Raw genomic sequence first — 19,717 nt, 5'->3', positions numbered from 1 at the left:
CTGGTCGGTTTATTTTGCAAAAAATTTTAATAGAATATAATGAATTAAAAAGTAGATAATTGGAAAGTAGGAATAAATTGTTGAAATCTTTGCGCCTGCAACCGCTTCTTGCCAAAATAGCGGTAGGATATATGGCCAAGATTGTAGTCATAAGTGGTATTGCTTACGTTGGCATCTGCGAATGGAAAGAGACTAAGGCCAGGGAAATGGAAGTACGGATGATTAACCGGAAAAAGCATGAGATAAATGATATATACGTGAAAATGCTCAGGCTTTCTTTCTTCTGTGAAACCTTTATGGAGTGGAGTGAGCAGGATTTTTTATTATTTCAGAAACGGAGACGGCACATTGACAGCCTGTTGTGTAGCTTGAGGTACTCCTCTTCCGGCTCACATACAGACAGCATCCGTAATTTGTGGAGAGCCAAGGAGCGGTATATGCGGGAAATCATATATTGGGTACACAGGCAGGAGGAAGCCGACCGGGAAATTGCAGCGCAGATTCCGGCCATTGCCAGACAGAGTGAACGGGAAAATGCCCCAAAAGGGGGATTCCTGAAGAGGTTGTTCGCAAAACGCCACAGGGCGGATTCTCCTTCTGCCGCCTCCATGCTTCATGAGCTTAATCGGAGCGTGGTTGGCAGACAGCAGGCGTATGCCCGGAAGCTGGCAGAACGGACGGACAGCTTGGATGGGATGAACAGAAGGCTGAACGTGCAGTTGCGGCAGATGATTGAGGATATGGATGGAACGGTACAAGCGGAATTGAAGAGACAGGAAGAAGAAGTTGCGGAAGCCGGGAAACGGTCATTTGCCACGGTCATCGGTCTGACGGCATTCATGGTTTTGCTGCTGATATGGTCCTATATGGTGATACACCGGGACATGATGCGTATAAACCGTTATAAAAAAAGGCTGGAAGGCACAGTCCGTCAGTTGGAGCAGACCGTTCTTGAAAACGAGGAACTGATTGAGGCAAGAAAGAAAATCATGCTGGCCGTAACCCATGACTTGCGTGCGCCGCTTGCTTCTATCAGCAGCTATGCGGAATTGCTTTCCACAGAAAGAGAAGTGTCGAAGTGCAGGGAATACAGCCGGAACATACGGCAGGTGGCGGGACACATGTCTTCCATGCTGAATTCCCTGTTGGGATTTTTCCGGTTGGAAAGTGGCGGGGAAAAGGCCGTTCCTGTCCCGTTCAGGTTATGTTCCGTCACCGAGATTTTGGAAACGGATTTTATGCCGCTGGCAGCAGGAAAAAACCTTTTGCTGAACGTACTGAGTGCCGGAGATGCGGTTGTTATAGGAGATAGGGACAGGATAATACAGATAGGAAGCAACTTGTTGTCCAATGCAATCAAGTTTACGGAGCGGGGAAGTGTAACGGTTCGCACACAATTTGACCAGGGCATATTGACGCTTATCGTGGAAGATACCGGCACCGGAATGGACGATGAGGAGCAGACACGCATTTTCACTGCATTCGAGAGGCTTCCCAATGCGATTGCGGAAGAAGGGGTCGGACTGGGACTTTCAATAGTAAAAGGTCTGGTCGGATTGTTGGACGGCAGGATTGAAGTGGCAAGCTGGAAAGGGGTGGGCAGCCGGTTCACTGTCTGTCTTCCTTTGGCTGTGGCAGAGGAAGCGATGGCGGAGAGCGGCAGGAGCCGGATTTCCGTACAGTCCTATACGGTACTGGTATTGGACAATGACACCGTTTTGCTGGCGGCAATCAGGGAAATGTTTGCGTATCACGGGGTGGCTTGCACGGTATGTGAGAACACGCGTGATCTGATGGAGCATGTCCGCAGCCGTAGTTATGACCTTTTGATTACGGATTTGAAAATGCCCCGGACAAACGGATTCGAGGTGTTGAATCTCCTGCGCATGGCCAATGTGGGAAACTCACGGAGCATTCCGGTTATCGCGAGTACCGCATCGGGAAACTGCGATACGGGAGATTTGTATGCGGCAGGGTTTTCGGGCTGTTTGAAAAAGCCGTTTTCCGCCGAAGAACTTTTGCAGGTATGTACGGAATGTCTGGGAAGTGAAAGGCAGTCTGAACAGATAGACCTCGATGCCCTGCTGAAATATGGGAACAGGAGGAAGATGCTGGATACCCTGATTCGGGAGACAAGGAAGGATATGGAGGCTATGGCTGAATGTGCAGAAAAGAATGATCATGAGGCACTGAAAGAATGGATACATCATCTGACAGGCTCATGGGAGATCATTCATGCCGGCAAGCCGCTGCGTGAGTTGTTCGCACTGATTCAGGATTCGGGAGAGTTTTCTGTGGACGAGTTCGGGCGGACTGTACAGCAGGTATTGGATAAAGGAAAAGAAATAATATGTTTGGCACAACAGGCTAAGAAGGCTTATGAGAGTAATTGTTGTTGAGGACAATGTCTTGTTCTGTAATTATATCTGCAATTTTTTGCAGAAGGCGGATTTGGATACTGTAAGGACTTACAGGCTGGCACAGGCTAAGAAGATCATTGGGACATCCGTCCGTGAGGATGACATCGTATTGGCGGATTTAAGATTGCCTGACGGGGAAAGTACCACGCTGTTGCAGTGGATGAGGGAGAACGGCTATATGCATCCGTTCATCATGATGACTAATTATGAAGAGATACATTCTGCGGTTCATACCATGAAGCTGGGTGCGGAAGATTATATCCTCAAACCGCTGGTTGAAACCAGACTGCTGCCCGTCATCAAAAAAATAAGGACGGTGAACGAGGCTTTCACCAAGGTAATCTATGAACGCAAAAGCCCCCCTTTTTGCGAGTTGAACCGGTACATTCACATGGTAGCGCCGACGGATATGACGGTACTGATATTGGGAAGCACCGGAACAGGAAAGGAACACCTGGCAAAAAAGATTCACAGACAGAGCCTCAGATCCGGCAAGCCGTATGTAACGGTCGATTGCGGCAGTTTGTCCAAAGAGCTGGCACCTTCCGCCTTTTTCGGCCATGTCAAGGGGGCGTTTACCGGAGCCACAGAGGAAAAGGCAGGATATTTTCAGGAAGCGCAGGGAGGCACCCTGTTCATGGATGAGGTGGAGAACCTTTCGATAGAAACGCAGCGGATGCTGTTGCGTGCCATGGAGGAACGGCGGTATCGTCCGGTAGGCGGACAACGGGACAGGCTGATGGATGTGCGCATCATTGCGGCCACCAATGAGGATTTGCAGGAGGCTGTTGCGGAAAAGCGTTTCCGGAAGGATCTGCTTTATCGCTTTCAGGATTTTACCATCACCGTACCTGCATTGCATAATTGCCTGGAGGATATACTGCCTTTGGCGGATTTTTTCCGGGAGCAATCTTGCGGGTTGCTCCGGAAAGAGGTCTTGGATTTTGACGAACCGGCAAAGAAGATGCTGCTGGGATACAGTTGGCCGGGAAATGTACGGGAACTGAAGCAGGTCATTCATGCGGCGGTATTGATATGCAAAGGAAAACTGATTACCCCCAATTCCTTACGGCTCCAATATACGGGAGAGCCCGTTTCTGACCCCATGGGGAAAGAGAAGATAGACAAGTGTTTGCAGAAAGATGAAAGAAGAAACATAGAGCAGATCAAGACGGCTCTTTCCATCTCTAAAGGAAACCTGACACAGGCAGCGGCCTTGTTGGGAATCAGCCGCCCGACCCTTTACAAGAGAATGAGCCTGCACGGAATTTCCAGATAGGTTTGTTTGCGATACAGTTTTCCCCCTCATCAAAGGAAAATCGAATTTGTCTTGCCGACCGCATTTGCCGAATCTTTTCGTGGAAATTTTCCTTGCGGCTTCGCCGTGGAAAATTTTCACGAAAAAGAATGCGGCGGCAATCCAGATTCGATTTGAAAAACGATTACAGGGGCAAACTGCGACCGACGTGACGCATGGATAAAGGATATGGGCTGCTTGAAGAGGCCGTGTTTCATAATCCATGAAATTCCACATATCCAGCCGGAATACAGGTCTTATGAAAGTCTTGCTGTAAAAAAGCGGAAGGCATGAGAAGACAGGGGGCTTCAGCTCCCTCTGTTCTGCATGGTTTTGTCTTGCCTGCCCGCCTGCTCTTTTTCTGGTGTCGGATGCGCAGGCTTTTTCCCTTCTGCCTCACGTATCTTCTCTCTTTCCGTTTATTCACTTCCTTCTTCTCCGTTCACGGTTTAGCCGTTGGAAACAGTCATGTTTATGACATCTGACGACATTTGATGACATCTGATGACACCTTTTTGAAAATCAGCATATTATTTGGAAATACCCCATACCTTTGAATCGTCAAAGCAATTCATTAACCCCTAAAAGAAAAGGTATGGCACAAGAAAAGACCCCGAACGAAAAGCCCAAACGGACTCGGAAGCCGAAGGCCGGAAGTGATGCTCTCCCGGTGGAACAGATTACAGAATTGATGCTGGTTCATAACAAGAACGATCCGAAATTCGGAGTACAGGCTGTCAGTGAAATTGACAAGGACGGAAAAGCGAAGACGGTTCCGGCGGACGAGAAGAATGAAAACTCATTCCTGAAATTCGACAAGAATTCGAGTATTCTCGAAAACTTCATCAAGAATTTTTGGAGCCAGCTCAAGGAACCTACCCATTTCCGCCTGCTCCGCATGACCTACCACGACTACAAGGTGAACAAGCAGGCCATCAGGGATTTGTCGGAGGGAAAGCAGACGGATGCGGTGAAAGAGTTCCTCAAACGCTACGAAATCCGTCCGAGAGAAAACAAGAAGGAACAAAGTGTAAACCAAAAAGAAAAAACAGCTATGGCAGACAAAGAGACACAACCGCAGGAACCCCTGCAACAGAGCGAAGTACAGCAGGCGGCACAGCAACAGCAGCAGCCCCAGGCTCAACAGGCAGCGCAGGAGTCGCAAGGACCGCGTTACCGGTATAATGAGAACATGGTCAACTGGGAGGAGTTGGAAAAGGTCGGAATCTCAAAGGCTTCGCTGGAACAGCAGGGACTCCTTGATTCCATGCTGAAGGGCTACAAGACCAACAAACTGGTGCCCCTGACCATCCATCTTTCCGGTTTGCTGACAGCCAAACTGGATGCAAGGCTCTCACTCATCCCGCAACAGGACGGACAGGTGGGACTGGCCATTCACGGCATACGCAAGGAACCGCAGTTGGAACGTCCTTATTTCGGGTTTAACTTTAACGAGGAGGACAAGAAGAACCTGCGTGAGACCGGCAACATGGGGCGTGTGGCGGAACTCAACCTGCGCGGCAGTGAATATACCCCCTGTCTGATTTCCATCGACAAGAGCACCAACGAGCTGGTTGCCGTCCGTCAGGAGCACGTTTACATCCCGCAGGAAGTGAGCGGGGTCAAACTTACCGCAGAGGAAATCAGGCTGCTGAAGGAGGGACAGCCTGTCAAAGTGGAGGGCATGACTTCCAAAGCTGGCAAGGAATTCGATGCCACACTCCAGTACAGTGCCGAGCGCAGGGGACTGGAATTCATCTTTCCGAAAAACCAGATTTTCAACGAACGTTCCATCGGAGGCGTGCCTCTCTCGCCCACCCAGATAAAAATGCTCAGCGAAGGACATACCATCCTGGTGGAAGACATGAAGTTCAGGAACAGGAATGACACCTTCTCGTCCTTTGTAACGATAGACAAGGTAACGGGGCGCCCGAACTACACGCGGCACAATCCGGAAACCGGAGAGATTTATATTCCAAAGGAAATCTGCAACGTGCAGCTGACTGCCGAAGACAGGGAAACCCTGCGCAAGGGACAGCCGGTCTATCTGGAAAACATGATCGGGCGCAACGGGGAGGAATTCTCCTCGTTCGTCAAGCTGGATATGAATACCGGCAGGACGATGTATTCACGCACGCCGAACGGATTCAACGAGCAGCAGGCACCGCGTATTCCGGCGGAGGTTTACGGGCACGTGTTCACGGCACAGGAAAAAGCGAACCTCCAGGATGGCAAGACTTTGCTTGTCGAAGGGCTGAAAAACAACGGGCAGACCTTCAGTTCCTACCTGAAAGTCAATCCCTATTCCGGGCAGTTGCAGTATTTTCAGGAAAATCCGGACATCCGCAGGGACACTTCCCGCCGTGCCGCACAGACGGAAACCGCACAGGGACAGCAGCAGGAGCAGAAGAAGGGTGCATCGCAGGCGGTATAGACCTGCCCGGAGAGAAACAGAATCAATCATACAAACCTAAAAAAAACGAATCGTATGAATACGGATCAGAATACCCGTCATATTTATAAGACGGAAGATATCGACTGGGACGGTCTGAAGGCCGCAGGTATCAGTAAGAAACAACTGGAAGCGGAAGGCAACATGGAACTATTGCTGCAAGGAAAGGAAACGGGCATCATTCCGCTGAAACTCCATATTTCGGTCCTCAGCCTGACAATGGATGCCACGCTGAAGCTGGTACCCGACGGCAACGGCAGGCCGATCATGGAAATAAACGGTCTCCGTCAGAAGGAGGAGGCGGCAGTTTGACCGGGAAACAATAAGTATAACTCACGTTCCGTGCCGTTCCTGACGGTACGGAACATCAAAAGGAAAAAGAATATGATAGCGATAGTGACTGACAAGCCCAATGTGGGCAGAGAGATAGCAAGGGTTTTGGGAGCAGACAGAAAAGAGAACGGATATATGAGCGGAAACGGATACATGGTAACATGGACATACGGCAACATGCTTTCCTTGGCGATGCCGAAAGATACCGGTACGGCATGGGTGGAGCGGGAGAACTTCCCACTGCTGCCGCCTCCTTTTCTGACGGTACGGCATGTAAAGACGGACACGGGATGGAATCCCGACATCAATGCGGTGCTCCAGTTGAAGGTGATAGCCGGGGTGTTCGATGCGTGTGACACCATTGTTGCGGCAACCGACGCTTCCCGCGAGGGGGAAATGCTGTTCCGGTATCTTTATCGTTTTTTGGGATGCAGGAAACCTTGCCTCCGCCTGTGGATCTCCTCCTTGACGGACGAAGCCATTGCCAAAGGAATGGAAAACCTTCGTCCTTGCAGCCTGTTCGACAACTTGTTTTTGGCGGCAGACAGCCGCAACAAGGCCGACTGGCTTCTTGGAGTCAATTCGAGCTATGCCGTCTGCAAGGCGGTCGGTTTCGGCAACAACTCGCTTGGAAGGGTACAGACCCCTGTATTGGCAGCGATAAGCGGACGGTACAGGGAAAGGGAAAATCACATTCCCGCAGACAGCTGGCCCGTATTCGTCAGCCTCTGCAAGAACGGGAAGATAATAAAGATGCGGCATGTGGAAGATTTCTGCAACCGCCGGGATGCCCTGGAACTTTACGAGGACTGCAAGGCGGCAGGATATGCCCGTATCACGGCGGTCAACAGCCGGACTGAGGAAATCACCGCACCTGCCCTTTATAACCTGACCGGGCTTCAGAAGGATGCGAACCGTTACCATAACTTGACAGCCATACGGGTGCAGGAAATTACCCAAAGCCTGTATGAGAAAAAACTGATCTCCTGCCCGCGCACTTCCAGCCGTCTGCTGCCCGAAGACGTGTATGGCATGTTGCCTCCGGTTATGGAAAAGCTGCTGTCCGGTAAGGAATTCCGTCAATATGCCGGTATGATCGACCTTGCTGCAAGGAAAGGCGTAACCGGAAATCAGGACACGGCGGAGCATCATGCCATTGTCATCACCGGCATACAGCCGGGGGAACTGGACAGGGAGGAAAGGCTGGTTTACACCCTTGTTGTCGGCAGGATGCTTGAAACGTTCATGCCGCCCTGCAAGGTGGAATATACGACGGTTGAAGCGGTCTGTGCCGCACGCAAGTTCCGAATCCGTACATACCGCATTTTGGAAGCGGGGTGGCTCGGTATCTTTCAGAGGGAACGGCTTGTCGCGGAAGACAACGACCTCTGTCCCGTACCCCCTGAACTTTTTCGGGAGGAGAAGCTGCCGGTAACGGGATGCAGCCTTATACACAGGAAATCGCTGCCCGCTGCCCCTTATACGGATGAGGAACTGGCGGACTATATGGACAAGACCGGTCTGGGAACCGCATCCACGCGCACGAATATCATCCGTACGCTTCTGGAGCGTAAATATATCCGGTATTCGGGCAAATACATTATCCCGACCCCGAAAGGTCTTCTTTTATATGAAACGGTACGCGGAATGAAAGTGGCTGACGCCTCCCTCACCTCCGGCTGGGAAGCGAAGCTGGCACGGATTGAACGGGGAGAACTCACACAGAAAGAATTTCTGGATGGCGTATTGGAAACGGTAAATGAGGTTACCGGTGAGATTTTCCGGAAACTTTCGGAAGATGGACAGCCGCATGGTTCCATATAGACGGCCGGGCGGAAGGTACGGAACAGAAGAGGTGCAGACTGGGGTCTGTGCCTCTTTTTTATATATGTACAAGATACGTTTTTCCGCTTTTAAGCGGCAAAGGTCTTGGATTGCCTCGTTTTTGCCGCAAGGCGGCCCCTTTCAGGGGCTGGTCGGCTAAAAGAAAATCATCCTCGCTTCGCTGCGGTATTTTCTTTTGCCAAGCCTTGCGCAAAAAGGCAATCCAAGGGCCGGAGGCCTATAAAATCGGGAAAACATATCCCGATGGGATTATTCATTCTTAAAAATTTAAAGACATGAAACTGAAACTCATCGAAAACATCTGCAGGCAAGTGGGCGCACTGGTTCTGCTTACGGGAATATGCCTGCTTTACTGCAAGGGCATCATTCCCATGTACCTGTCTGTCCTGTTCCTTATGTCCGGAACACTGGTCCGTCTCGCCTTCAGGACATTCACCTTTGTCTTGAAAACAATCCTTGTCCTGATTGTCATGGGCATGCTTGTATAATCATTAAATGCAGAAGATATGAGAACTTACACATTTACCTCCTCGGCTCCGGTCATGCCGGCTGCATGGCCTGCCACAAACCGGACAACACCTGTCAAAAGACAGCCTCCCTGTACGACAGACGGGCCCAGACGTATCGGCTACTATCTGGAACCGTTGAAAGGCATCGCCTCGAATCCGGACAGGCAGAGAATCCTGAAGGATTTTTTCAAGGAAACTTATGTATAACATTTTAAATTTTACCATTATGTTTTTTCAAGCAATCAACCAAATGATTACGGCAGGCACAGACCTGAGTATCAACATCAGACGGGTAAACGACAATCTGACGGTAGCCGTCGTTCCCAGACGGTCGGGAGTAAAGGCCGGAGAACGCATTGTCCCGCTCATCCTGAACGGTACGCCGGAAGAACTGGATGCAGGATTCCTGCAGGCTGTCGGTGCACCCGTACAGAAAGCGCAAGGTATCCTTACCAACCTGGAATCGTTCGAGAAGCAGGCAGAGCAGGCGGTTTCACAAAGCAAAACCTCCAAGCCTACGGTAGAAAAGGAGTCCAAGGAAGCCCGTGAAAAACGGGAAAAGATGGAAAAACTGCTGAAGAAAGCTGAGGATGCCACGGCAGGAAAGCATTATTCCGAAGCATTGACCTGGTTCAGGCAGGCTAAGGTACTGGCACAGCCGGACAAACAGGCGGACATTGACAAAAAAATGGCGGAAGTACAGAAGAAGGCATCCGAGGGAAGTCTGTTCGACATGGTACAGCCGCCGGTAACTGCTCCACAGCCATCCTTGCAGCAATCGGCTCCACAACCGATGGCAGCCCAGACACCACAATACCGGAGCGGAGAGCAAGTTCCGATGTTCATGCCCGAACAACCTGCCCCGGCTCCGCAACCCGTTGCACAGCCGCAAGCACAGCCCGTACAATATAGGCAACCTGCACCGCAACCGGTTCCTCAGCAGGCTGCTCCACAACCGCAAGACATCCAGTTCCATCAACCGGTACAGGTGCCGCAACCGCAATTGGCGGACAATCGCTGGATGCAACAACCGGCTCCGTCACAGTATGCAACGGTGCAGGAGGCTGCAATGTATAACTTCGACAAGGATTACGAGGATGACCGGGAGCTGCTCAGGGAGGACCCTTATGCGGAATATCCGGACTTTCCGAAGGAATGCCGCATGACGGATATGGCACAAATGGATATGGTATATTGTTAAACCCTATAAAAGAAAAATAATATGGCACTTGAAATCAAAGGATTGCAGAGAGTATTCAAATTCAAGAAGGACTCCATGGAGCTCGTGTTGGATGATCCGAACAGCGAACTGTCCGTAAACGAGGTGATGGACTTCTATTCCATGACCTACCCTGAACTGACCACGGCAACGGTACATGGTCCTGAGTGGGAGGACGACAAGGCGGTTTACCGCTTCAAGACAACCATCGGAGTGAAAGGGTAAGCGGTATGAACAAGAAAAAAAAGGATAAGGAAACATGCAGACAGCTTTCAGAACAAGCCAAGGATGGACTGGCACGGCTGATTATTCTCTCAGTAAGTTCGTCCCACATCCGAAGGGGAACCTCGGAACGGAAAAGAAGGATACTCCTGCCACCGGGAAGCACAATGCTTTTCTGACCGGTAGAATCACACCCCTTGCACCGGATTATTGGCATCAGGATATGGATAATGATTCTCCGGTCAATCTCACGACTCCGGAAAATTTTGACTATCTCTACCGGTCGGCATCAAGATATGCGGAACTTATGGGCATAAAACTCCCTTTCCGATACAGGAAGGGGGGGTGCCCCCGCCTGAATATTACCGAGTTGTACAGAGTTATGGAAGAGTGTGTACCGGAGTGTATCAATCTGGAAAAGAAAAGCGGAAAGCTGCATTTCTGTCTGTTCCGCCATCACGACTGGCCGGAACCTGCTTTGTTCTGGATTCCGGTTGATTTTACGGAACGGCTTCCGGTACCATTGAAGGACATTGTCAGGGAGTTCATCCGGCAATTTGTCCGGCATCACGGGCTGTACGATGTTACCGAGACATTTTATTATGACTTTGCCATAGAAGAGCTGGAAGACTGGGGAAACCGGGATTCCGATGCTTCCCCGAAGGAAATCAGGGCGAACAGACGGCTGGCGGATTCTTATCAGTCTGGAAAACGGATGAAAGCACTCAGACGGATGTCGGGCAAACCGTTCTGCAAGTCTTTGGAGGAGGCTGTGCGGAATTACCGGACAAAAAAGGAAAAAGAGCTGAAGCTGTTGGAACTGATAGAGGACGGCATGGCATTGATTACTCCGGAAAGCCCGGTCCTGACAGGCTACCAGTACGATTGGGCTTATGAAGAGGAATGCGATTTTCCCCCGGTGGGAATGGAAAGCCAGGTCATGCTGGTCTATTCTACTGGTGATACACTGACGGAGTGTGTCAAGGAATATATGAATTCGGACTACCGGGAGGTCTATGCCCTTACTCCGGTCACTTACAAGCTACTGACACCGGAAACGGACTGTCTTTTTCAGATGGATGACTATCCGGAAAGGCTTTCCAGATGGTTGGTGCGTTTTACAGACTATATTGATGACAACTTTTAAAACGAATGAAATGAATGAACTGACTAAGAAACTTCAACAGGTGATGGTTCCCAAAGCGGCACTGATTGCTTACGAATACAGTGATGGCCGCTATGGACACGGGACATATTATCTCGAACTGCATCCGATCAACGACAGAGGCCGGATGGAGGCTGCCGTCCCCGTTACGTATGAATTTATGGACTCCCTTGTGGAATACTATACGGATAACCGGCAGGATGTACCGCATGGGAAAATCCCCGCCAATATGCTGTGGTGCGATACACGCAAGGGACACGAGAGGTACATCTGGTACAATCCTCCGGGAAAACGGCAGATGTTCTTTTCCGAAAGGCTGAATATTCCGGACGGGACATTCCATGTACCCGGTGTCATTTACAGGGTTTCCGGTGACAGACTGGAAATTTTTGCCTATAAGGGAGAAGCACCGGCAGAAGACAGCCCGCTTTTCCTTGCCCCGTTTTTCAATGTAACGGGAAGCAGTGTCTGTCTGGGAAATGCCTCGTTGACTCCTCCGGAAAACATGACTTTCTCAAAACTCCTTGAGCATTGGGAAAAACGCTTCTGGCTCAGTGAATTTTCCCATTTGGGAGGAAGTAGGAACCCCACCGAAAGCAATCTGGTTTCGGTGACGGAAAAGGCACGGACCAATCCGTTTGACTATAACGAATTGAAACCTATGGACAGACAACTTAAAGACTTATTGATATGAAAAAGATTCATTATACAGACAGATACCTGCTCAATCCCCACCATCCCGTAACCGTTTTCGTAATCGGTGCGGGCGGAACCGGATCGCAGGTGGCCACCAATCTGGCAAGAATGAGTATCGCATTGCAGGCACTCGGACATCCGGGCCTGCACGTGACGGTTTTTGATCCCGATACTGTCACGGAAGCGAACATCGGACGCCAGTTGTTCAGCGAATCCGAGCTCGGACTGAACAAGGCGGTGGCACTTGTAACCCGTATCAACCGCTTTTTCGGCTTTTCATGGGAGGCAAAAAGGCAATGCTATCCGTCAGGAACATCAGATTCCGTTTTGGCGAATATCATCATCACCTGCACGGACACCACCCGTTCACGGACCGGTCTGTGGCGTTTTTTGAAAAAGCATAGGGAACGTTCATACGATGACGAGAAATCACCGATATACTGGATGGATTTCGGCAATGCCCAGACCACCGGACAAGTACTGATAGGAAATGTCAAAAGCAAGATACCGCAGCCCTCCTCTACTGAATACCTGCCTATACCCAAGATGAACGTCATAACGGAGGAAGTTCCTTATTCCACCATCAGGGAAAAGGATTCGGGACCGAGCTGCTCGCTGACGGAGGCATTGCAAAAGCAGGATCTCTTCATCAATTCCATGTTGGCACAAATCGGATGCGACGTCCTGTGGCGCATGCTCAGGGAAGGAAGAACGTTCTACCGGGGAGCCTATCTCAATCTTGACACGTTACGGGTAAACCCCATCCCGGTATAGAACACAAACGTCAGTTTCTCCTGATACATAAAACGATGTATAGGAGAAACTGACGTTTTGGAACACTCCTGCCATGCGGTTTAATATTTCAGCCGTACGGCATTTGCCACTCCCTTTTCCGTCATGACCAGCTCATACCGGTCCAACTTTTCATAAAGTTTGCCCAATGTCTTGCATCCATATCTCCTGACCTTGAATTTGGGCATCATTTTTTTCAATGCACCGCCGATCAGTGAAAGGGAAACCTCTTCTTTGCCGTCAGCCGCCTGCTCAAAAGCCTTGTCGAAATACTCCATATCCCTTCGGATAAAGAATTCGGGAGTGTTCTCCTCTGCCTTGCTTTCCTTCCGGTCGGCATACAGGAATACGGAACAGGACCGTACCAATGACACCGGGGTCTTTCCTTCCCCATATCCCAGCACTTTCACCCCGGCTTCCCGTATCCGTTGGGCAAGCAGGCTGTAATCACCGTCACTGGCCACCAGGCAGAAACAGTCCGCCTGCCCGTCCCGAAGAATATCCATCGCATCTATGACCAGTGCAATGTCCGTCGTGTTCTTTCCGGGAACATGGGAGGAAGCTTGTACAAGCCTGAATCCATGCTCCCTGGCACTTTCCTTCCATGCGGAAAGCGCTTTCCTCGTCCAGTCTCCATAAATTCGTCTCACAACGGCATCCCCGTAACGGGAAACAAAGCCCATTATATCTTCCATCCTCTCAAAGGATGCGTTATCCCCGTCAATAAGGACTGCAACGGTATATCTTGAATTGGCATTTGTCTTCATAACAACTGTTTATGAAACAAAGTTAGCATAACTTTCCCATGTTGGTATTCCCGCCCTTATCTTTTTTCCCACGTTTCTGTAAAAACTCCTGTATTTCCGAGCTTCTGTAGAAGTTTTTCCCGTTATCGTCCGTCTGGTAATAACGAATCAGCCCTTTTTCCCTGTAACGGGCGACTGTCCGCAATGACACGTTTAGCAGTTTGGCAATGTCATAGTTGTCCAAAAGCTCGTCTCCGTTCAGGCAGTCCTTCACGCGTCCCATCCTGTCCAGTTTCTTTTCTATACGGTCAAAACCTTCCACTATGGTCATTATCATTTTTTCAAGCACTTCATTGTCTATATACATCATGGCAATTTTCTCCTGTCTTTTTAAAGGTTATTACTGGAATACCCTTTTCTTGTGCGCACTTTCAAGAGTATATGCCATGTTCAGTGAAAAATGTATGCCACATTATCCGTTTATATTGGACGGTGAATTATATAATGCTGCAAATCAATAAAATACAGATATAAAAATAGTATAGGGGAAATTGAAATGTAAAAATTCGAAGTGTAAAATTGTAAAATCCGAATGTAAACTTTACAATTTACAGGTCGTCAGACCTTCTCCAGATCAAGACTGATAGATGGCGTTTCCATACCAGGCGTTTTACTTTTGCCGGCGAAGGCATCTGAAAGGTACGGGCAAGAAATACAGCACCTTCCACTTTGGCACCGGCCCTTTCCAGATTATGGGCGTATTCCATCAGGCTGGATCCGCTGGTCAGCAAATCATCGACAATCACCACGCGCTTTCCGTACAGATCGTTTGACATCATATAGTTGGCGGTATTTATTTCAGAGCGTTTTTCTGAGGCGTGTTTACACTCCCTGCTTTCCGTAATGCATATTAAATCCAGTCCTGAACGGACATAGCCATGCGTTTCCAGAAAACTGGCAATACCTGAGAAACGTCTGTAATAGCGGTCTGATGTGCTACACGGCATAAACATGGCAGTAATATCCTCATCAGTGGAAAGAAGCAGGAATGCTTGTGAAAAATATTCCGTACAGCTGTCTTTTCCATCCTTGAAATCATATACTTTTTGCACGAATGCCAACTGGTCATCACAAAGCCAGCTTTCAAAGCGTTTGGGAAAATAATAGCCGGCAAACACGCAGCGAATGCTCCCGAATGAGAACAATCGCAACGGACGGACTTTATCAAACAGCTCAGGACAAGTCAGCGCATATAACAGCGGTGCATGAGGATTTCCTGCTATGATGGCTTGACGTAGCGGTTTCTCCCTGTCTTCCCGCTCATCGTAGGCTGCTGCATATTGGCATAGCACCTTGCCGCACTTTTTCCTCCAGTATTGTCCGTATATCCAGAGAACGATAGCCGCTAGTAATAATGTTGCATTGATTATCAGTTCCATATTTCCTGTTTTTTTATTTTCGGACAGATTGTCCGGGATAAAAATACTGTTTTTCCGGTAAAGAAACAGACTTTTAGCCATTCTTTTACTTTGCTTCCCCAAACAGAGCGGTCTCTGACATCTGATGACATCTGATGCCGTTTGATGACATCCTTTTGCCCACGACTTTTACTTCCCGTATTTTCGTGCCGGACAAAAAAAGCAGAGTTTATGGAGTTTGTATGTATCGAAGCTAAGGCATTCATGGAAATGAATGAGGCTTTGGAAGCCGTTGAAAAGAAAATGCGTGAAACATGCGGAGGAGGCATCTGTAGTATGGATGACTGGATTGATAACCAAGAAGCGTGTATGCTTATGAATGTCTCGCCCCGAAAGCTGTTGCAACTTCGGAGAAGCAGGATTATCCCTTACAGCCATATAGACCGCAAGGTATATTACAGGCGTCAGGATATTATACGTTATTTGGAAAACAGTATTCACCATGTAACCCCCGAATCCTTATGACTCAATTCATACTGACTAAAGAAAGCCCTGAGATTATACGTTTTTTTCGGAACATAAGCACCCTGTCCAAAATGCTGGATGATCAGGAGAAAAACCTTCGTCCGGTCCTGAACGGAGAGCGTTACATTACCGACAGCGAGTTGGCGGAGAAATTGAAGCTGACACGAAGGACGCTGGCTGATTACAGAATGAACGGCAGGCTGCCCTATTACAAAGTAGGAGGCAAATTATTATATAAGGAAAAGGACATTCTTGTTCTGTTGGAAAAAAACAGGGTGGAAACATTTGATCATTGGTAATACCCGTTTCCAAGTATCACGACATAAACATAAGAAAGTCATGGAAACGATAAAAAGAGAGGGTTTCATGGCTTTCTTTCTTATTACAGAACCGGCAGATTATAAGTTTTTTTATTTTGGAATCATATATCGGTCAGCATTTCTATTTCTTACATGTAAAGGTAGCCTTTTGCTTCTGATGCGCAAGGCGGTCCTTCGGACTGGTTGGCTGAAAAAATCATCCTCACTTCGCTGCGGTATTTTTTCGCCAAGCCTTGCACTATCAGAGCAAAAGACAAATGTCTGACATGTAAGAGATAGAAATACCGGCTTTGCCAAAGCCGGAAATGTTTAATCACAAAATAAGAAAATTATGATTCAGACAACAAACAAGTATAGCAAAGAAACTTTCATCCGCCTGAACTACTGGTATGATCGGATACACGGACTTGTACAGGAAGATATAGATAGAGTGAATACCATGGTGGAACACATCGAAAAGACACGCTCCGGCCAGTATCCACGAACAGGAGACAACCTGTTCTTTGTTTCCGGTTATGGTGAGCGTTCCCGGCTGTTCTTTATAGATGCCGTATATGGAGATAACATTATACTCCGGGATTTTTCCCGTGTTCCATTCGTGTCCCGTGACAAAGAGGGTATCAAATGCGATATGCATGGCGGTGAGTGTCTGTTGGTAAAGGCAGGCGATGTAAGGTTCAAGGCATGGACTACCGGCCGTTTCAAGCATTGGGGGCATTACGGGGCATGTGAAAACGGGGAGGTTTACTACGATGCGAAAATAGCCCTGTGGGAGTGTGGCGCACCTGAACAGCCGGAAAGCCGGGAATGGTTCAAAATCCATATCCGCAAAAACACCCGGCCGGGCGAGGATATGTACGTCGGAGAAATATCCTGTAAGGATGAGGATGGACTCAAACAGTTTGTCAACGACCATGAAGGTACCATATTCGCAGAAGAGGATTCTCAGGAAATGGTCATGCTGTGTTTCAGGCATTCCGACATGAGGATTTCCCCGGAAGAATGGGAAAAGATGGATTGTCCGGTATCCATGCGTGAGATATACGGACAGATGCATGAAGTAAAGATTGTAAAAGACCATAAAACGCATCTGACCACATTCTACTATTAACATAGTATCACCACATGAAAAATCACCCTTGTTTCCTCCTGCCACATATAACAGGAAAGAAACAAGAGTATATCATCAGGCAGTCTTTTCAATACATCTATTAGATATGGAGCAGATTGTTCTTCCCGCACAAATATTCATTCAGATCCTTATATCCGGAATATTCATGCGAAAAATTGCATATACGGATTCCGTATTTGTCCTTTAATGCCTGCACCGCATTTTTCCCGGCGGCATCATTATCCAGACAGCAACGGATGCCGTCATATTGTGAAAGGAAAGAAAAAGCCTTCTGTAAGTTACTGACAGAATTCAACACTATATAATCCCCCTCTTCCAAAGATGGAAAAGCCGGTCTGAAAGACAGAAAATCCATAAACCCCTCAAAAATATAGCAAATCCTGCTTTCCGGCGTGCTAATGATGCGACTGATGTCCTTGGGAGCAATACAAGCCTTGAAATACCTGTTCCTGATTTCGTACCCTCCGGAAATATTAGGGAAAGCGATGGCAAAATAATTCTTCCCATTCCGTTTAAAATGGGCTTCCCTGCATATTTTTCGGGCAGTTTCCAGATCGATGCACCGTTCCTTCAGATAAGTAAGCAGTATCCGGTTGGCAAGAGGAATGATTTTCAGATCTTGAAAGGCGGGATATGCTTTTTCAAACGGACAGGAAACAGTAACCGGTTTCAGTACGGCTCTTTTATTCTCAATACACTGTAATACATAACCTATATCTTGTGTCCGATAAATCTCCTTGGCCAACGTTATAATATCCCCTCCCTTCCCCAGACCGAAATCATACCACAGTTCCTTATGGAGGTCAACCTTGAAAGAGGCTTCCTTTTCCGTCCTGAAGGGCGATTTGTACCATACGCTGTTCCCACGCTGTATTACCGGTTCGTATCCGAATCCGGCTAAAAAATCAACAAGCCTGATGTTCTTTGCTTCTTGTATGTTCATGGCATCTCATTTTCAAGGGTTAGTTCACTATTAATACACGACAAAGAACCGCTTTATACCCGAAACATAAAAAGCAATGTCATCAGATGTCATTAAAAGTCATCAGATGACATCCTGTATATCCTTTTTACATGAATGGCTCAAAAAAACTTTTCTGTTTTGGCATGCACACCTCCTTCATGCAACAATGCCGCAAAGTATGATAAAGGCATGAATTATAAGTAAAACAAAACTGTACAAAATAATATTTATGGAGAAGTTATGACATTCTGAATAGTATCTGTATATTTGTAGAATCCAATAACACATAATATATTTGAATGGTATAATCTGTAGACATTATATCGAATAAGGTTTTAGGATATTGATAACCAATAGCCCTGTTTCTTTTCTGTATAAACTCTATATTTTAATACAATGGAAATTTAAAAACTGTTGACTGCCGCTTTACTATAAACTATTAATTTAAAAAAGTATTTATGAACAACATGAAAGATTTGATTGCGTTATTTGACAACCACAAGATTTATGATACGGATATATGGACAAATGTCCTTATTCTATTGGTGTTTACAGATTTGTATTTAGGTGTGTGTTGTCCCCAAAAAGAACCTGGAATTACGTTTCAGGATTTAACTCTAATAAACCTGATTCCATTCGTAATATTAGGTATTGTCTGTATTTGGACTGTGAAATTTTTTACTTGTATCCTCTTTGCATTATGTACACTAGCAGTACCCTTAATTGGGAAATATATTTTTCTATTTAATAATGAAGAAGTTTCGATATTTACGTTGAAAGAATATGCAATGAAAACCAATAATACTGTGATTGCACAAATTGTAAGCGATATAGAGATACAAAAATCAAGAAAGGTAAAGAGTGCTTTAGGAAAGGTGGGAGCTATAATCTTATGTTTAGTAGATCTCTTTGCAGGTGCCTTCATGCCCAAGTCAGTTCCAAACTTTTTGGCGCCTAGTGAAATAGTCGTCATTTGTATTTTTGCTCTTTTAGTGCTTTTGGTTTATTCATGCAAAATAAAGATTCAAGGGGTATATCTTTCTAATGATTTGCGAAGCAAAATTTCCAACTTTAAAGTCAACACCCCAAACAATAAATAAATTCTTAATGCATTTAATTAAGCACATGTTTTTATTTTTTTCTCTTGTTGAAAACTATAATTAAAAGGAATGAAAATATTTGCAGAAATCGAACCTGTGTATTATATTTGCAGTGTCAAAGAGACAAATTTTGTCAGATTAGTAAAGAAAAGCAATGAATTTAGCGTAAGGCCAATTCAATGGTTTTCATAAAAGATAAAGCAAAAAGGTACAGTCACTCAAGGAGTTAGAATAAACCAAAGCAAAAGGTTCGATTCCTGGTGGCACCACCAAACAAAGTGCATAGAACTTCTTACAAAACGTTGTAACTGAATAAGTTACAGCGTTTTTTGTTTTTTTGGGGTAAAACATAGGTAAAACTTTTAATAAAAACATATTTAATTATCTGATTTTCAATTGGTTATATTGCAAAGATAAGTTTTTTTTCGTATTTTAGCACCATTATTTTAAAATAATATGGTATGAAAGTTGATATCAAGATGAAATACATGAGTTATCATCACTTCAAAAATAGATTTTATATACCTCAAATCCGCAACTAAGCCCTTGAACGTCCTTATTG

At 46.9% G+C, this 19,717-nt stretch carries 20 protein-coding genes; 16 read left to right on the top strand and 4 right to left on the bottom strand.

Annotated features, from left to right (window positions below; all coding sequences use genetic code 11):
• Positions 1 to 59 precede the first annotated feature (59 nt).
• From AB5935_RS17160 to AB5935_RS17105, 12 genes are all read left to right on the top strand, one after another.
• A complete protein-coding gene (locus tag AB5935_RS17160) occupies positions 60 to 2,399 on the top strand; it encodes a hybrid sensor histidine kinase/response regulator (protein ID WP_192915035.1) in 2,340 nt (779 codons plus the stop codon).
• The gene (locus AB5935_RS17155; protein WP_007832810.1) at positions 2,380 to 3,699 is read left to right on the top strand and encodes a sigma-54-dependent transcriptional regulator; all 1,320 of its coding nucleotides are present in this window, start codon (positions 2,380 to 2,382) and stop codon (positions 3,697 to 3,699) included. The genes AB5935_RS17160 and AB5935_RS17155 overlap by 20 nt, the downstream gene beginning before the upstream one ends.
• 613 nt (positions 3,700 to 4,312) lie before the next feature.
• Positions 4,313 to 6,151 (top strand): DUF3945 domain-containing protein, encoded by a 1,839-nt coding sequence (locus AB5935_RS17150; protein WP_005802575.1) that lies wholly within the window; start codon positions 4,313 to 4,315, stop codon positions 6,149 to 6,151.
• Between the two features lie 54 nt (positions 6,152 to 6,205).
• The gene (locus tag AB5935_RS17145) at positions 6,206 to 6,481 is read left to right on the top strand and encodes a DUF4099 domain-containing protein (RefSeq protein ID WP_146265068.1); all 276 of its coding nucleotides are present in this window, start codon (positions 6,206 to 6,208) and stop codon (positions 6,479 to 6,481) included.
• 72 nt (positions 6,482 to 6,553) lie between these two features.
• On the top strand, positions 6,554 to 8,326 hold the full coding sequence (locus AB5935_RS17140) for a DNA topoisomerase (RefSeq protein WP_008778023.1): 1,773 nt from the start codon (positions 6,554 to 6,556) through the stop codon (positions 8,324 to 8,326).
• Positions 8,327 to 8,622: 296 nt separating this feature from the next.
• Positions 8,623 to 8,835, top strand: a complete 213-nt coding sequence (locus AB5935_RS17135) for a hypothetical protein (RefSeq protein ID WP_008778025.1) — start codon at positions 8,623 to 8,625, stop codon at positions 8,833 to 8,835.
• Between the two features lie 18 nt (positions 8,836 to 8,853).
• Positions 8,854 to 9,063: a hypothetical protein gene (locus tag AB5935_RS17130; protein WP_005858546.1), complete on the top strand. Its 210-nt coding sequence runs from the start codon at positions 8,854 to 8,856 to the stop codon at positions 9,061 to 9,063.
• Between the two features lie 19 nt (positions 9,064 to 9,082).
• The gene (locus tag AB5935_RS17125; protein ID WP_146265067.1) at positions 9,083 to 10,057 is read left to right on the top strand and encodes a PRTRC system protein E; all 975 of its coding nucleotides are present in this window, start codon (positions 9,083 to 9,085) and stop codon (positions 10,055 to 10,057) included.
• A gap of 21 nt (positions 10,058 to 10,078) precedes the next feature.
• The gene (locus tag AB5935_RS17120) at positions 10,079 to 10,300 is read left to right on the top strand and encodes a PRTRC system protein C (RefSeq protein WP_005802570.1); all 222 of its coding nucleotides are present in this window, start codon (positions 10,079 to 10,081) and stop codon (positions 10,298 to 10,300) included.
• Positions 10,301 to 10,334: 34 nt separating this feature from the next.
• Positions 10,335 to 11,444: a hypothetical protein gene (locus AB5935_RS17115; protein ID WP_368327501.1), complete on the top strand. Its 1,110-nt coding sequence runs from the start codon at positions 10,335 to 10,337 to the stop codon at positions 11,442 to 11,444.
• A 10-nt stretch (positions 11,445 to 11,454) separates the two neighbouring features.
• Positions 11,455 to 12,156, top strand: coding sequence for a prokaryotic E2 ligase family D protein (locus AB5935_RS17110; RefSeq protein WP_005802567.1), 702 nt, complete (start codon positions 11,455 to 11,457; stop codon positions 12,154 to 12,156).
• A complete protein-coding gene (locus AB5935_RS17105) occupies positions 12,153 to 12,932 on the top strand; it encodes a PRTRC system ThiF family protein (RefSeq protein WP_146265065.1) in 780 nt (259 codons plus the stop codon). The genes AB5935_RS17110 and AB5935_RS17105 overlap by 4 nt, the downstream gene beginning before the upstream one ends.
• Before the next feature lie 80 nt (positions 12,933 to 13,012).
• Here AB5935_RS17105 and AB5935_RS17100 read toward each other — a convergent pair whose 3' ends face one another.
• From AB5935_RS17100 to AB5935_RS17090, 3 genes are all read right to left on the bottom strand, one after another.
• Positions 13,013 to 13,717: an NYN domain-containing protein gene (locus AB5935_RS17100; RefSeq protein ID WP_036631704.1), complete on the bottom strand. Its 705-nt coding sequence runs from the start codon at positions 13,715 to 13,717 to the stop codon at positions 13,013 to 13,015.
• A 22-nt stretch (positions 13,718 to 13,739) separates the two neighbouring features.
• Positions 13,740 to 14,066 (bottom strand): helix-turn-helix domain-containing protein, encoded by a 327-nt coding sequence (locus AB5935_RS17095; RefSeq protein ID WP_004288686.1) that lies wholly within the window; start codon positions 14,064 to 14,066, stop codon positions 13,740 to 13,742.
• Between the two features lie 238 nt (positions 14,067 to 14,304).
• The gene (locus AB5935_RS17090) at positions 14,305 to 15,135 is read right to left on the bottom strand and encodes a phosphoribosyltransferase (protein WP_173022629.1); all 831 of its coding nucleotides are present in this window, start codon (positions 15,133 to 15,135) and stop codon (positions 14,305 to 14,307) included.
• A 210-nt stretch (positions 15,136 to 15,345) separates the two neighbouring features.
• On the opposite strand from AB5935_RS17090, the gene AB5935_RS17085 reads away from it, so the two are divergent.
• From AB5935_RS17085 to AB5935_RS17075, 3 genes are all read left to right on the top strand, one after another.
• Positions 15,346 to 15,639, top strand: coding sequence for a helix-turn-helix domain-containing protein (locus AB5935_RS17085; protein ID WP_004288683.1), 294 nt, complete (start codon positions 15,346 to 15,348; stop codon positions 15,637 to 15,639).
• Entirely contained in the window at positions 15,636 to 15,938 is a 303-nt protein-coding gene (locus AB5935_RS17080; RefSeq protein ID WP_005802560.1) for a helix-turn-helix domain-containing protein, read from the top strand. The genes AB5935_RS17085 and AB5935_RS17080 overlap by 4 nt, the downstream gene beginning before the upstream one ends.
• Positions 15,939 to 16,290: 352 nt before the next feature.
• The gene (locus AB5935_RS17075) at positions 16,291 to 17,070 is read left to right on the top strand and encodes a DUF4121 family protein (protein WP_146265064.1); all 780 of its coding nucleotides are present in this window, start codon (positions 16,291 to 16,293) and stop codon (positions 17,068 to 17,070) included.
• Positions 17,071 to 17,170: 100 nt separating this feature from the next.
• Here AB5935_RS17075 and AB5935_RS17070 read toward each other — a convergent pair whose 3' ends face one another.
• Entirely contained in the window at positions 17,171 to 18,034 is an 864-nt protein-coding gene (locus tag AB5935_RS17070) for a toprim domain-containing protein (RefSeq protein WP_146265063.1), read from the bottom strand.
• Between the two features lie 479 nt (positions 18,035 to 18,513).
• Between AB5935_RS17070 and AB5935_RS17065 the strand changes: the two genes are divergently transcribed.
• Entirely contained in the window at positions 18,514 to 19,155 is a 642-nt protein-coding gene (locus AB5935_RS17065) for a hypothetical protein (protein WP_117589797.1), read from the top strand.
• The last annotated feature ends 562 nt before the right edge of the window (positions 19,156 to 19,717 follow it).

The sequence above is a fragment of the Phocaeicola sp. RTP21198st1_B8_RTP21198_201120 genome (assembly GCF_040929485.1).
In the GTDB taxonomy this organism is placed as follows: Bacteria; Bacteroidota; Bacteroidia; order Bacteroidales; family Bacteroidaceae; genus Phocaeicola; species Phocaeicola dorei.
The sequence above is the reverse complement of the archived record's forward strand: the minus strand, read 5'-3'. Positions and strand labels throughout refer to the sequence as shown.

Bases quoted from the DNA above. Each gene is read 5' to 3' on its own strand.
- AB5935_RS17155 (WP_007832810.1), top strand. From the start codon at position 2,380: ATGAGAGTAATTGTTGTTGAGGACAATGTCTTGTTCTGTAATTATATC.
- AB5935_RS17150 (WP_005802575.1), top strand. From the start codon at position 4,313: ATGGCACAAGAAAAGACCCCGAACGAAAAGCCCAAACGGACTCGGAAG.
- AB5935_RS17145 (WP_146265068.1), top strand. From the start codon at position 6,206: ATGAATACGGATCAGAATACCCGTCATATTTATAAGACGGAAGATATC.
- AB5935_RS17140 (WP_008778023.1), top strand. From the start codon at position 6,554: ATGATAGCGATAGTGACTGACAAGCCCAATGTGGGCAGAGAGATAGCA.
- AB5935_RS17135 (WP_008778025.1), top strand. From the start codon at position 8,623: ATGAAACTGAAACTCATCGAAAACATCTGCAGGCAAGTGGGCGCACTG.
- AB5935_RS17130 (WP_005858546.1), top strand. From the start codon at position 8,854: ATGAGAACTTACACATTTACCTCCTCGGCTCCGGTCATGCCGGCTGCA.
- AB5935_RS17125 (WP_146265067.1), top strand. From the start codon at position 9,083: ATGTTTTTTCAAGCAATCAACCAAATGATTACGGCAGGCACAGACCTG.
- AB5935_RS17120 (WP_005802570.1), top strand. From the start codon at position 10,079: ATGGCACTTGAAATCAAAGGATTGCAGAGAGTATTCAAATTCAAGAAG.
- AB5935_RS17115 (WP_368327501.1), top strand. From the start codon at position 10,335: ATGCAGACAGCTTTCAGAACAAGCCAAGGATGGACTGGCACGGCTGAT.
- AB5935_RS17110 (WP_005802567.1), top strand. From the start codon at position 11,455: ATGAATGAACTGACTAAGAAACTTCAACAGGTGATGGTTCCCAAAGCG.
- AB5935_RS17105 (WP_146265065.1), top strand. From the start codon at position 12,153: ATGAAAAAGATTCATTATACAGACAGATACCTGCTCAATCCCCACCAT.
- AB5935_RS17100 (WP_036631704.1), bottom strand. From the start codon at position 13,717: ATGAAGACAAATGCCAATTCAAGATATACCGTTGCAGTCCTTATTGAC.
- AB5935_RS17095 (WP_004288686.1), bottom strand. From the start codon at position 14,066: ATGATGTATATAGACAATGAAGTGCTTGAAAAAATGATAATGACCATA.
- AB5935_RS17090 (WP_173022629.1), bottom strand. From the start codon at position 15,135: ATGGAACTGATAATCAATGCAACATTATTACTAGCGGCTATCGTTCTC.
- AB5935_RS17085 (WP_004288683.1), top strand. From the start codon at position 15,346: ATGGAGTTTGTATGTATCGAAGCTAAGGCATTCATGGAAATGAATGAG.
- AB5935_RS17080 (WP_005802560.1), top strand. From the start codon at position 15,636: ATGACTCAATTCATACTGACTAAAGAAAGCCCTGAGATTATACGTTTT.
- AB5935_RS17075 (WP_146265064.1), top strand. From the start codon at position 16,291: ATGATTCAGACAACAAACAAGTATAGCAAAGAAACTTTCATCCGCCTG.
- AB5935_RS17070 (WP_146265063.1), bottom strand. From the start codon at position 18,034: ATGAACATACAAGAAGCAAAGAACATCAGGCTTGTTGATTTTTTAGCC.
- AB5935_RS17065 (WP_117589797.1), top strand. From the start codon at position 18,514: ATGAACAACATGAAAGATTTGATTGCGTTATTTGACAACCACAAGATT.